This is a genomic window from Pseudomonas sp. SWI44, assembly GCF_002947915.1.
In the GTDB taxonomy this organism is placed as follows: Bacteria; Pseudomonadota; Gammaproteobacteria; order Pseudomonadales; family Pseudomonadaceae; genus Aquipseudomonas; species Aquipseudomonas taiwanensis.
Genome location: NZ_CP026674.1, coordinates 5,604,447 through 5,617,964, shown reverse-complemented (window position 1 = coordinate 5,617,964; position 13,518 = coordinate 5,604,447). Strand labels below are relative to the sequence as shown.

The window sequence follows — 13,518 nt, the reverse complement described above, 5'->3', positions numbered from 1 at the left end:
AGGGCGCGATTATGCCGTTCACAGACCCATTCAAGAATAAAGTCGCCATCATCACCGGCGCAGCCCAGGGGTTGGGCCTGGCCTATGCCAAGGCCCTGGCCGAGTGCGGCGCACGGGTGGTGATCAGCGACCTTGGCACCGACCGTTCAGGTTGCGGACAAGACCTGACAGCCGTCAAGCGGGCGCTCGAAGCCCTGCAAGCGGCAGGACACCAGGCCGTCGCCCATGTCGGGCACCTGGAAAGCGAATCTGAATGTCAGCAATTGGTGGAACTGGCCATCGAGCATTTCGGCGGGCTGGACATCCTCATCCACAATGCTGGCTGGGTTGACTACCAGGGTATAGAAGTTCAGGAAGAAGCGTTTCTGCAACGTGCGCTGGGCATCAGCGTGCATGCGCCCGTCTGGCTGGCCAAGCATGCCTGGAAGTACCTCAAGCGCTCCCACGCACCGCGGGTGGTGCTGACCACCTCGGACCGCGCCATGTACCAACGCTATGCCCAGCCGGGCCTGGTGGCGTACTCGGCGGGCAAGATGGCCCAGATTGGCATCATGAACGCTTTGAGCATGGAAGGCCTGGAGCACGGTATTCTGGTCAACGCGGTGTCTCCGGTGGCCAAGACCCGCATGTGGGGCGTAACGCAGCCACCGGAAGAACTCAAGCCCGAATGGGTTACCCCAGGCGTGCTCTACCTGGCCAGTGATCTGTGCCGCGATACCGGCTACATCCTTAGGGCCAGCAACGGCCAGTTCACAGCAACGCGATTCAGCGAGAACAGCGGTGTCAGCTACCCCAGGGACCTGGCGCGGGTCGAGGCTGCCAGCCTGGCGGAAGTGGCCGAGCGCTGGAGTCGCATCAAGGAGTGCCACTACCTGCCGGTCAAGGTCGCCAACACCCGTGCAGACCTCGGCGAAAGCCCGGTCTGGGATGCGCAAAGCGGTGCCTTGTACTATGTCGACATTTCCGACGGCTGCATCAACCGGCTGACCCGTGACGGCGAAGTGGAACGGCTCTACGAATCGGCGGCACGCATCGGCGCGCTGTCGTTGACCGACCAGGACAACCTGATCTTCACCGAGGATGCCAGCGTGGCCATCCTGGATGTGGCCGAGCGCAAGGTGCGGCGGTATTCCAGCCCCGTGCATCATCGTCCAAGCTACCGTTTCAACGATGGTGCCTGCGACCCGCAGGGGCGTTTCGTCACCGGATTGATGGATGAAGGCCCGAGCGGCAAGACCGGCGTGCTGTACCGTTTCGACCAACAGCTCAGCGCGCAGATCCTGCTCGATGGCTTGGCGCTGCCCAACGGCCTGGCCTGGTCGGAAGATGGCCGCACGGTGTATTTCGTGGACTCGGCTGCCCGGGCCATTTACCGTGCCGAGTACATGCGCGAGGGCCGCCTTGGTCAGTACACGTTGTTCGCCGAAACGCCTGCCGAGCTGGGGCGTCCGGATGGCATCGCGCTGGACCGTGAAGGCGGCTTGTGGGTGTGCCAGTTCAATGGCAGTTGCCTGCTGCACTATGACCGCGACGGTTACCTGACCGATCAGGTCAGCATGCCGGTGCCGCGTCCGACCAGTTGCTGCTTCGGCGGGGAAGACCTGGACACCCTGTACATCACCACCGCACGGTTCGGCATGACCCCGGCCGAGCTGCGGCATTACCCCGATGCCGGTGACCTTTATGCAATCCGACCGGAAGTCGGGGGCATCCGTCGTTTCACGTTCACGGAATGAGGTGGCCGAATTCGTGCAGCGTAGGTGGCCCTTTCGCGGCACAAGGGCGCTCGTGCGCGGTACTTGTAGGTGCTGGCTTGCCAGCGATGAGGCCAGCCCAAGCTTGCTTACAGGTACTGCAGCGTCTTTTCCTCCCGGCCATTGAACGGCGGGTATACGCGCAACTGCGTCGGCGACAACGGTCGACTGAAGTGATAGCCCTGGGCGATGTCGCAGCCAGCAAGCTTAAGGCACACCACCTGTTCGCGGGTCTCGACGCCCTCGGCCACCACCTCGAGCCCCAGGCGCTTGGCGAGGATGATGGTGGAGGAAACGATCGGGCTGTCATCGTGGCTGTTGGACAATGGAGCGATCAACGAGCGGTCGATCTTGAGCTTGCTCAAGGGCAGTGACTGCAGGTGGGCGAAGCCCGCATAACCCCGACCGAAATCATCCAGGCTGATGCCCAGGCCCGCCCGGCGCAGTCGGTGCAGGTGGTCGACTGCCGTGCCTTCGGAATCAAGCACGGTGGTTTCCGTGATTTCCAGTTCCAGCCGCTGCGGGGCAATGCCGTAGCGCTGCAGCTTGGACAGCAGGCGTGAGCTGAAATCGGGCTGGCGCAATTGCAGCGCCGATACGTTCACCGCAAGCCGCGTATCGCGACCCTGGACCATCCATTGCGCCAATGCTTCGCAGGCCAGGCGAATCACTTCCCAACCCAGTTCGACGATGAACCCGCTGCGCTCCGCCACGCCGATGAACCGGTCCGGGTAGAGCAGGCCGAATTCCGGGTGCTCCCAACGTACCAGTGCTTCGTACCCCTGCACTTGGTGTGTATCGAGACGAATTTGAGGTTGGTAGTGCAGCACGAACTGGCGCCCGGCCAATGCTGTGCCGAACGCCTGCTCCAGGGTGAAGGCCTGGATATCCGAGAGGTTCAGCGAAGGGTCGAAGAATCGGTACTGGGCGCGTCCGGCCTGCTTGGCCGAATACATCGCCGCGTCGGCGCTGCGGATCAGGCTGTCGATGTCCTGGCCATCGCGCGGGCAGATGCTGACCCCGACACTGGGGCTGGTGTTGACCTCCTGGCCGTCCAGGGCATACGTGGCCGACAGTTTCTGCACCAGGCTGCGCACCCAGGCGTCGATCTGCTCTTCACTGCGTTCACCCGCCAGTAACACCACGAACTCGTCGCCGCCGAATCGCGAGGCTTCATCCCCGGGCTCCAGCAGGCGCTGGATGCGCCCAGCCACGGCCTGCAACAAGAGGTCGCCGATCTTGTGCCCGAGCGAATCGTTGATCGACTTGAAGCGGTCCATGTCGATGAACAGGATCGCCATCAGCCGTCGCTTGCCGCGCTGGCGAGTCAGGGCCTGGCTCGCCACTTCGACGAACTGGCGGCGGTTGTGCAGGCCGCTGAGGTGGTCGGTGGCCGCTGCATGGCTGCTGCGGCGGTGTTCCTCTTCAAGGCGGCCGATCAGTTGCTGGTTGACCTGCTGGGCATGCTCCAGAGCGGTGAATGCCTCTTGGCGCTTGCGCAGCAGGCGCAAGCTCCAGGCAAGGCCGGCGAGGATCATCAGGGTCATACTCATATTCAGCCAGAACTGGCGCGTATAGGCCTGTGCCGAGGGCGTGAGAATTTCATCCTCGCGCTGGGTGACCACTACGCTGAAACCCCGCTCGGCGACGCGTCGGTACAGGCTCTGGTAGGGGTGGCCGAAGGCATACTGAGTCAACTGGCCAGACTCTTGGGCAGTCTTCGGCAAGCCTGGCATCAGTGTATCGTTGGCCATCACCAACCCGCTGGTGTCGATGCGCAACCGTTCTTGTCCGTCGTCCTGGAGCAAGCGCAGCAGGCCGGTGCTGCCCAAATCGATGTGCTGGAACAATACCGCCAGGTAGCCGATATCCAGGTGAATCACCAGGATGCTGTCGATCTCGCGCCCGGGCAGGTCGGTCAGCGGTAGCAGGAAGGGCAATCGCCAGTTGGGCATGCCGTTGGGGTCGGTGCCTGGGGTTATGCGCGGCAAAAACGGTTTGAATCCGTACTGGGCGACATGGACCTTGAGCTGTTGCAGCCAGTCCTCGGGCAACTGAGGGGGCTCGTCGGGCTGGCTGGAGGACAACAGCTGACCGCGCCGGTCGTAAAGGCTCATGCGTTTGAACACCGGGTCTTCGGCGAGGATTCGCGCCAGGCTGAAGCTACCTTGACGCAGCGCTTTGATGTCGTCCTGGGTAACCCTGCCGACCGCTTGGGCACGGTCAACCAACTGGCGCAGGCTTTCGCTGACGATGCTGGCCAGGTTCAGGTGCTCGGCGGCCTTGGCTGACAGCGCATCCTGGCGCGAGGCTGCTTTCTGGCTGACATGCAGCCCCCAGAGGAACGCCAGTGTAGCGGCACAGAGCATCAGGATCAGCAGGCGCAACAGGCCTGCTGACGAGAGAGAACGGCGTATCACTGGTGGTAGTCCCGACCCTGGGTGAAGCTCGGAAAAATACGACAGTCAGATGACAAGCTCATGACTAGTGGCTATTGGCCTCTAGGGCTTTCCCTTGTCCGCGAGGGGCGACTGAACGCGCGCGGTCTCTTCTTCCAGGTAAGCCAGCACCGCGTCTACCTCGGCCTCGCCAAGACGCATGTTGGGCATCGCCAGGCGGTTGTATTGCTCGTACAGGAGCAGGGCCAAAGGATCCTTTTCGGCGAGCATCCGGTCGGGCTCTTTCAGCCAGCGGGCCAGCCAGCGCGGGTCGCGTTGGCGGGTCACGCCGAGCAGGTCAGGCCCGATACCGGGCAAGCCGCCGGGTTCGGCATTGCCCACCGAATGGCAGGAGGAGCAGCGTGTGCGGAATATCTGCTCACCACTGCTGGGCGGACGAACCGCCGGGGCATTGGCGTAATCGTTGTGCATGCTGCTGGCCTGCTTCCAGTTGTGCAGGCTGTTGCCCAGACGGTCGGCCAGGATGTAGGGGCTTTCGAAGGGCGAGGCTTTCATCCAGCGGCCGGTGGCCTGGTTGCCAATGATCAGGCTCAGGTTGTGGTCTTTGGAGCGACCGTTTTCCAGCCCTTCTATATACAGGCCAAGGCTGCGGCGCAGTCTTTCGATGTCCTCGGGTTGCCCGGTTAGCAGGGTCCAGCCGGGGCCGATACCGAACTTCTCGGCATAGCGCTTGAGCGTCTCGGGGGTGTCGTTGTAAGGGTCGATGCTGATGGAGTACAGGAAGATGTCCTTACCCACCCGGTCGCCGAGGATTTTCTGTACTTGGCGCAACCTGGCGGTTTCCACGGGGCAGGAGTCCGAGCAGCCGGTGAAGATGAAATTGATGGCGACCACCTTGTCCTTGATCAGGTCGTCGAAGAAGCGAACGGCCTGGCCGTCCTGGGTCACCAATAGGGTATTGGGAAAGTAGTCGGCGCCCCATGGCGTGGTGGTTTGGGCTTGAGCCTGGCGGGTAGGTTGCACGGGCCAGAAATGAACGCTGGCGGCGAACAGCGAAAGTGCGAGGAGTACACGCCATGAGCTTGTCATGATGCAGCCCTTCTTAGTGGGAAAGGAAGTGCCTCGCGACGCTGCCTGCGGACACCGCGCGCACCTGTGCGAGCAGCCTCGTACCGCGAACGGGGCGCGAAGCGCCCCCATGCGATTAACGATTCAACGGATACTCACCGGCACCGTCACGCTCTGCCCCAGTGCCGACCGCACGGTCGCCGTCGCGGGTGTGGCGGGCCAATTGCCAGTGGTTGTGACCGACACCCGCCAGCGCGCCCCCGTCCCCGAAGTGCTCAGTGTCGCTGCACCCAGGTTCAGCGGTCCGGCGGTAGTGGCGACCGACACCGTGATGCTGTTGTTGGCCGCCACCGAGGTGGTGCCGGACAGCTCCCAGGTATAGCGATTGTTGCTGCGTACTTGCACGGTTGCGCTGCTGACCTGGATCTCGTCAGCGACCGCTGGAGGGCTCACGGCAATGTTCACGGTCGCAGGCACCACCGATTCCGCCCCCTTGGCGTCACGCGCGGCATAGGTGAAGCTGGCGGTAAATGACGTGGTAACCGTGGTTGGTGGGGTGTAGGTCACCTGCGTGCCATCGGTGCTGACCGAGCCTTTGCCTGAGTCGGGCTGGCTCAGGCCGACCACCGTCAGCGGCAGATTGCCCTCAGGGTCGGTGTCATTGGCCAGGACGTTGAGCACGATAGGCTTACCAGCCGCGGTTGCAGCGCTGTCGTTCACTGCCATGGGGGGCTTGTTGCTGGTGTCATCGCCGTTGCTGCTGCTTGCGTTGCGGAAGGTTGGCAGGCCAACCGACGCGACATACTGCACACCGTCCCAACCGGGTAGCGGGGTTGGCATCACCTGGAACTGGCCCGGATGCTCGATGTCCCACCGCAGCAGCATCGAGGAGTCCTCATGCTGAGTGTTATGGCAGTGTTCCATGTAGGTGCCGGCGAACTCACGGAAACGAATGGCCATTTCCACCTCTTCCGAAGAGTCGGCGTCCGGGCCGATACGGTAAACGTCCTTACGTGCCCATTTTTCCCATTCTGGTGGCGCTTTGCCGTCGCGACTGAGAATGACGCCTTCTTCGAAGTGAACGTGTACCGGGTGGCTCCAGCCGTTGCCGCCATTCTTGATCTTCCACACCTCGAGGGTTCCGTCGCCGCTGAAGCCGCCCTGGGTCGCCTCGCTGGCCAATTGAGCGGCGGCAGTGATGCGCCGTGGATCCATGCTGAAACCGAAGCCACCATCGGTCTTGATGGTCCATGGCTTGGTATCGGTGCCGTCGGATCGGCCGAAGATGAACTCACGGTGCCGGGCGGTCTTGATCTTGTCCTGGTCGGCGATGGCGTTGCGGTCCAGCGGCAGCGGGATCATCTTCAGGCCTTCGGCCTTGCCTGGCTTGGCCGGCTCATAGGCGGTAGGGTCCATGCTCACGTCTTGGCCGGTATACGGCTGCACCAGCAGTTGCAGGAACTTGCCGACCACAGGGTCGCCCCTGTCCCACTCAGGCCCGTTGCTGGTCTGCTTGATCACGGCCTTGTACTTCTCGGACAGCACATCGGCCAGCGAAATGGCCTGCTTGGGGCCCTTGCCGGTTTCGTGCTCCATCAGATTGACGAAGTACAGCTTGTCACCGGCCTTGATGCCGTTCCTGGCGAAGTTGATGATGATGTCGTAGCGTTCTGCGATGCCTTGCAGTGGGAGGATGCCGTTGTTGTCCTGGCGGTCGCCGTCGCCATTGAGGTCCATGGTGCCGTCGAAGGGTACGGCGTGTTCCATGATGTTGCCGTCGTTGGCGATCATGTGGAACGGCACCCGCGCGTAGGAGATGTTCGAGCCGGTCGGCCCTTTGAACTCGCCACTGGTGCCGGCGATTTCACGCACCACGGCAAACTTGAAGTAGCGAGATATCGAGCCGTTGAGGATACGGAAGCGATAACTGCGAGCGCGGACCTTGAGCTTGGGCTGGTACTGCCAGTTGACGAGGATCTGGTCACCCAGGAAACCGTCGGTGTTGAACGGGTTGAACCACAACTGGCCGTTGTCGTCCCAGGCCTTGTCGGCCACTACCAGGTTGATGTCGTAGTCACGGTTGCCCCAAGGCATGGCCGAGCCGCTGGGGAAGCGCAGGTTGACGCCGTCCTGCAAAGCCTCGTTGCCCCGGTCCAGGGCGCTGTAGTAGTTCATCATCACGGCGTTGCCTTTGTAGACGTTCTGTGCCGTGAAATCCATCATGTGGTCGTGGAACCAGTGGGTGCTCATGGTTTCACGCCAGTCACCGCGAATCTTGATGCTGCCGTTTTCGCAGGTCTTCAGGCCAGGCGATGCGTCGTTGACGAACAAGGTTTCGCCGGGCGAGCAGGGGAAAGCCGCACGTGGGTCCTGGGCGCGGGTGTTGATGGTGTCGTAGCCCGCCAACTGTATCGGCCAGCGATAGTCGTAGTACTGGCCGGGGAAGAAGTAGGCATTGGCAAAGCCGTCGCTTTCGGCCGGGGAGTGACCATTGTGCTCATGGGTCGAGATGGTGTGCAGGCCGAATCCGCCATTGGCCGACGGGTCGATCGGCAGCGCATTGTAGTGGCGCATGATGATGGGCTGCCCATACCGGACCATCAGCAGTTTCGGTGGGAAGGTACCGTCGAAGGTCCACAATGACTTGTGGTTCTGCAATGGAAAATTGGGATGAAAGCGGGTGTCGATCCCCTTGGTGGTACCGAGCGTGGTAGGGATGTCCGAGGTCTGGTAATACAGCCCGCCGGGGCCGAACTCGCCGACGGCATAATTGTGCATCTGCTTGCGGTCGCGCAGCCCCTGGTTGATACGGGCACCGGCCTGAGCAGTCTTGAAGCCAGCCTGGGGATAGAACTCGTTCCAGCGCTGGTGCGACCAGCCTTTTCCTGGTGGGCGGCCTTCAGCCGGCGAGCCGATCGGTTGGCGATTGAGAAACATCTCGATCTGCGCTTTCCAGGGGTTGCGGTCGAGGGTGTTCGAATACTGGGTGGGGAACGGGTACAGGCCTGGCTGCTTGAGGAAGGCTTCCAGGGCGTTGCCGTTCGGGCTGCTGCGGGCGACGATGTTGGGGTCCTGTGCCGGCGCCTGGCCGAGCGTGGGGACCGGAAAAGTGAGCGTCGGCGGCGGCAAGGTAGGGTCGAGTTTTTCCGGGCCGAATTCCTCGAACAGCAGTAACTGCTGGGTGAAGGGTTGGGCGCCGAACAGCGGACTTGGCTTGCCATTGGTCGGGTAGTTGCGCGAGGTCTGCTGGGCAGGCTGCAACACGTTGTCGATACGTACCGTGTTGCGGTCGCCGTACATGCCGTCCTTGAGTTCAAGAGCACCTTCGTTGGCTTCCGGCATGGTGTCCAGGTTGAGCAAGGCCTGGGTAGGGTCTGCTGGCTGGTCGGTATAGGCCGAGGCGTCCGTGGGGGGCGGCTGGCTCACATCATCCATCGAAGCGGCCAGGGCCGAGGCTAGTCCGAGGCCAAGCATCAGCGCAGTGACTGATGACAGCCTGAACGCAGGGTTGCAGGGACTGACCACGGCTTGTTTTTTCATGGTGTAAAGCCTCGCTCGCGGCTAAATGGCCTGGGGCCATCGATGGCGTATTGCCTTGTCGAGAGGGCAGGAGCAACGCCTGTGCCAACCTTTGCTCAAGTAATGCTTTGTTAAACAAAACCTTGTGGCGCCTGATGCTGGCGAAATAATGGAGCGTCAAAAATGGGTATAGATCCCCACAACCGGGGAATCTGACAGCCCATTTTCGGTGGTTGGACGGATGCAAGGCGTACCGAATGACTCGCTTCAGCCCAGGGTAATCCGAGTAAGTCCGGCGACTGGTCGGGCCATCATTCGCCGGAGCAGAGCACGATAACTACCGATGAATACCCTCGAGTGGCGATCAGACGACTTCATGGGGTGAAATCAATGACGGTCACTCTCGGGGCCGGAGCAATTGAATGCGCACCAACAACAGGCGCTTTGACAAGCTCACGTATCCCACGGTTACAAACCCCGCCAAGCAAATAGATTCCAATTCAAGCAGTTAGCGCAATTTCGTAGACGATACGCAGGATTGGCAGGTCAATTGCTTTGCCTGCTGGGAAACTAAATTGAACCACAGGAAGTTTGGTCGCCGTTCTTACCGAGCTTTCCTGCGGTTCGAATCCAGCCCGGTTACCCGACAGCGGGTTGGATATTTTTCCCGTCGGTTGGAGGCAGAAGGCATGATCCGGTTTTCCCATGTGTGCCGCGGTACGTTGGGTTTTTCCCTTTTGTTCGCAAGTGCCACCGCCCTTGCCAGCGAGGCCCCGCCAGCCATCGACAGCGGTGACACTGCCTTCGTCGCGGTGTGTTCGCTGGTGGTGCTGCTGATGACCCTGCCAGGTCTGGCGCTGTTCTACGGTGGCATGGCGCGTACCAAGAACGTGCTGTCGATCCTGATGCAGGTGTTCTGCACCGCGGCACTGATGTCCGTGCTGTTCGCGCTCTACGGTTACAGCCTGACCTTTACCGACGGCGGTGCCTTGCAGTCGGTGCTCGGCGGCCTGGACAAGCTGTTCATGGTGGGCATCACCAAGGATTCGGTGGTTGGCACCATTCCGGAATACCTGTACTTCCTGTTCATGCTGCTGTTTGCCGCCATTACCCCGGCGATCATCGTCGGCGGCCTGGCCGAACGCATGAAGTTCGCCGCGGTGATGGTGTTCATGGTGGTGTGGCTGACCATCAACTACATCCCCATGGCGCATATGGCCTGGGGCGGTGGTTGGGTGTTCAACCTCGGCGTACAGGACTTCGCCGGGGGTAACGTGGTGCACCTGAACGTCGGCATCGCCGCGTTGGTAGGGGCCTGGTTGCTGGGGCGCCGCCGTGGTTTTGGAACGCCCTCGCTGGCACCGCACAACATGACCATGACCCTCACCGGTGGCTCGCTGCTGTGGGTGGGCTGGTTGGGCTTCTGCGGCGGTTGCGCCCTGGCCGCCAATGGCTTTGCCATGTTGGTGATGGTCAACACCATGCTCGCCAGTTGCGCCGGGGCGCTGGGCTGGATGTTGGTCGAGTGGCAGCACCGTGGCCGGCCGAGCATGTTCGGTGCGCTGTCCGGCGCCATCGCCGGGCTGGTGGCGATTACCCCGGCTTGCGGTTATGTCGGCCCCATGGGCGCCATTCTGCTTGGGCTGATCGCAGGTCCCGTGTGTGTCTGGTCGGTGGAGAAACTCAAGCCGATGATTGGCCTGGACGATGCCTTCGACGTGTTCGGCGTGCACGGCGTCGCTGGCATCCTGGGTGGGCTGCTGACCCCGGTGTTCGCACTGACGGCCATCGGTGGACAGGGCTTCGCCGACGGCCGTGGGTTGCTCGACCAAGTGTTGGTCAATGCCGGTGCGATCCTGTTCAGCGTGGCGTTCTCGGGCATTACCAGCTTGATCGCGTACAAGGTTGCCGGTGCGCTGTGCGGTGGATTGCGGGTGGATGAAGAGTCCGAAGTGGACGGGCTTGACCTCTCTGCCCACGGTGAAGTGGGCTACAAATATTCCAACTGAGGGCTGCGCCGATGAAACTGATTACCGCGATCATCAAGCCCTTCCGCCTGGACGCTGTGCGCGAGGCCCTCACCGAGGTAGGGGTGAGTGGCGTCACGGTCACCGAAGTGAAGGGTTATGGGCGGCAGAAAGGGCATACCGAGGTATACCGAGGTGCCGAGTACCTGGTGGAGTTGTTGCCCAAGGTCAAGCTTGAAATCGTGGTGAGGGATGGCGTTTGCCAGCTGGCCGTCGAAGCGATTCTGAAGGCGGCGCGCACCGGCAAGATCGGGGACGGCAAGGTCTTCATCCAGGATCTGGAGGGGGTTATCCGGATAAGGACCGCAGAGATGGGGGACGATGCGGTCTGAGCGTTGATGCGGGGCTGCGCAGCAGCCCCAAACCTCTCGAATCAGGCGCGCACGCGCGTCTTCTGTGGGTCATACGCGACGGTGCTGGACGCCACGATCGCGCGAATACGCTTCTGCTGGCCGTCCAACTTGCCGACTTCCAGCTCGGTACCCGGCTCGCCATAGGCAACGTCCAGTCGACACAAAGCGATGTTCTTGCTCAGCACCGGCGAGCGTGTGGCACTGGTGATGATGCCCACCTGTGCACGGCCGTCATAAACGCAATCGCCATGGGCTGCCACCTCGTTGCCGTCCAGCTCCAAGCCCACCAGACGCTGTTGTGGGTTGGCTGCGCGGCGCAGCAAGGCGTCCCGACCGATGAAGTCAGCCTGCTTGGTCTTCAACGGTACGCAAAAGCCGATGCCCGCCTCGAAGGGATCAGTCTGGTCGCTGAACTCGTAGCCGGCGAAGATAAGCCCGGCTTCGATGCGTAGCATGTCCAGGGCATGCAGGCCCAACGGTACCAATCCCAGCGGTTCACCCAGTTGCCACAGGCGCTGCCAGACGCGCGGTGCGTCGCTCGGATGGCACCAGACCTCGTAACCCAGCTCGCCGGTATAGCCGGTACGCGACACCATCAGTGGCGGGCCGTTGTAGTCGTCGAGCCGTCCGGTCAGAAAGCGGAACCAGCCGAGCTCCTCCAGCTTCGGTTGAGTTCCGGGCGTCCAGATCATGTCCTTGAGCAGCTCGCGCGACAGCGGTCCTTGCACCGCGACGTTATGGATCTGCTCCGAAGCGCTCTTGATCCACACCTTCATGCCGAGCTTCTGCGCTTGCTCGCGCAACCAGGTGCCGGCCTGGTCCTCGCCGCCAATCCAGCGGAACGCATCCTGGCCCAGGCGCAGCAGGGTGCCGTCGTCGAGCATACCGCCGTGCGCGTAGCACATCGCTGAGTACACCACTTGACCGACCGCCAGCTTGCGCACGTCGCGGGTCAGGCAATGGTCCAGCAGGGATTCGGCGTCCGGACCGAGCACCTCGAATTTGCGCAGCGCCGAAAGGTCCATCACCGCCACCCGGTCGCGGCAGCCATGGTATTCCTCGATGGCACCGTAGCCATCGTAATGCGTGGGTGTCCAGACACCTCGGTAGTCGCTGAACTGGCGGGTCAGTGTCGCAGTGCAGGGATGGAATCCGCTTTCGCGGGTCAATACGGGGTCGGCGTCGGGCGCCTTGCGGTTGGCCATGGCGATACTGAAACGCTCCTTGTCGCTATACACGCGTAGATGGATATCGGTGGGCTGCCAGCCGTTGGCCGGGTCGATATCGTCGGGGCAGGATGAGCTGGCGCACACCAGGTCGGTCATGGCGCGCAACAGTACATAGTCGCCGGGCCGCGACCAGGGTTCGTCGAGGGTCAGTTGCTGGTGAGCATCGACCCCGGTGTTGAAGAAAAAGTTGATCGCAGGCCAGCCACCACGCTGTTGCACGCCAAACCCGGCCAGGGCGCGGCTGATATTGTCACTGCAGTTGGCATGGCCGAAATAGCCGTGGGCTTCGTAGTAGCGTGACGTGCAGGCGAGGGCGAAGGTGTCGTGGCGGCCAACGGTGTCGCGGACCACCTCCAGCATCGGTTGCAGGTTGCGGTCGTAGAAACGGCTGAACAGGCCTGGGCCGGGATAGGCACTACCGTTCAAGGTGCGGGTAACGGTGGGGTCGAGGTCTATTTCGCGCCCTTCGTCCAGCCCCCTCCGGTCGAAGGCTACGAAGTCAGAGCACTGGCGCCCGGCCACATCCAGGACCTGGATGTATTGGCCTCGGGCCACGCGATACGCCATCGCATTGCCGGGGGCGATGGTGAACTCGTCCACCACCTCGCCCAAAGGCGGCGGTAGCGGGGGCGTGAGAAGCGCGCGGGGGTTGGCGCGGTGAATCAGCAGGCGCAGTTCGCTCGCGCGTAACTGGCTGTCGACCGCTGCCGGTGCACCCGGCGCGGCGACGATCACCAGCAGCGCTTCGCTGGTGCGAAGGCTGCGACCAAAGCCGGCAGGTGTTTCGCGTTCCCACAGCGATGCCGCGCAGGGCAGGTGGCGGTAGTCGATGCCACGCCGCGCCAGACCCATGCTGACATGGGCGGCGCCGCGGCTGCCATCGTGGAGCAACTGGGAGATGAATCTGGCATCCAGGCTGGCGCTCAAGCCTAGGGCCGACAGCGCCGCACGACCGTCGCCGGCGAAGGCCAGCAACTCGGCGCGCTGGTCGCCCTCGAGGTCGATCACGTCGAGCCGGTCACCCGGCTCCAACGCCACTACCGTCAGTCCACCGGGGGCGACGGTGTGGCGTTCGAGGCTGGGCGCACGGGCAAACAGGGCCGGTTCTCGTGGCCTGGAAATCAAAGGAGGGTTCATGGCGAGACTCCACTCAGGGCAATGGATAGGGC

At 62.4% G+C, this 13,518-nt stretch carries 7 protein-coding genes and 1 pseudogene; 4 read left to right on the top strand and 4 right to left on the bottom strand.

Annotated features, from left to right (window positions below):
* Positions 1–11: 11 nt before the first annotated feature.
* Both C4Q26_RS28545 and C4Q26_RS28540 read left to right on the top strand, forming a co-directional pair.
* Positions 12–599 (top strand): annotated as a pseudogene (locus C4Q26_RS28545) (SDR family NAD(P)-dependent oxidoreductase); the annotation flags it as partial.
* Positions 600–626: 27 nt separating this feature from the next.
* Positions 627–1,736 carry an SMP-30/gluconolactonase/LRE family protein gene (locus C4Q26_RS28540; protein ID WP_371919408.1) on the top strand — a complete coding sequence of 370 codons (1,110 nt, stop codon included), beginning with the start codon at positions 627–629 and terminating at the stop codon, positions 1,734–1,736.
* Positions 1,737–1,843: 107 nt separating this feature from the next.
* Here the strand turns inward: C4Q26_RS28540 and C4Q26_RS26430 are convergent, their stop codons facing one another.
* From C4Q26_RS26430 to C4Q26_RS26420, 3 genes are all read right to left on the bottom strand, one after another.
* Positions 1,844–4,174, bottom strand: coding sequence for a bifunctional diguanylate cyclase/phosphodiesterase (locus C4Q26_RS26430; RefSeq protein ID WP_104883947.1), 2,331 nt, complete (start codon positions 4,172–4,174; stop codon positions 1,844–1,846).
* A gap of 81 nt (positions 4,175–4,255) precedes the next feature.
* Positions 4,256–5,242: an SCO family protein gene (locus C4Q26_RS26425; protein ID WP_027906971.1), complete on the bottom strand. Its 987-nt coding sequence runs from the start codon at positions 5,240–5,242 to the stop codon at positions 4,256–4,258.
* Positions 5,243–5,365: 123 nt separating this feature from the next.
* Positions 5,366–8,761, bottom strand: a complete 3,396-nt coding sequence (locus C4Q26_RS26420) for an Ig-like domain-containing protein (protein ID WP_104883946.1) — start codon at positions 8,759–8,761, stop codon at positions 5,366–5,368.
* Positions 8,762–9,429: 668 nt separating this feature from the next.
* Between C4Q26_RS26420 and C4Q26_RS26415 the strand changes: the two genes are divergently transcribed.
* Positions 9,430–10,749 (top strand): ammonium transporter, encoded by a 1,320-nt coding sequence (locus C4Q26_RS26415; RefSeq protein WP_023380541.1) that lies wholly within the window; start codon positions 9,430–9,432, stop codon positions 10,747–10,749.
* An 11-nt stretch (positions 10,750–10,760) separates the two neighbouring features.
* The gene (locus C4Q26_RS26410; RefSeq protein WP_027906968.1) at positions 10,761–11,099 is read left to right on the top strand and encodes a P-II family nitrogen regulator; all 339 of its coding nucleotides are present in this window, start codon (positions 10,761–10,763) and stop codon (positions 11,097–11,099) included.
* A 41-nt stretch (positions 11,100–11,140) separates the two neighbouring features.
* Here C4Q26_RS26410 and C4Q26_RS26405 read toward each other — a convergent pair whose 3' ends face one another.
* On the bottom strand, positions 11,141–13,486 hold the full coding sequence (locus C4Q26_RS26405; RefSeq protein ID WP_104883945.1) for a DUF1989 domain-containing protein: 2,346 nt from the start codon (positions 13,484–13,486) through the stop codon (positions 11,141–11,143).
* Positions 13,487–13,518: the final 32 nt, after the last annotated feature.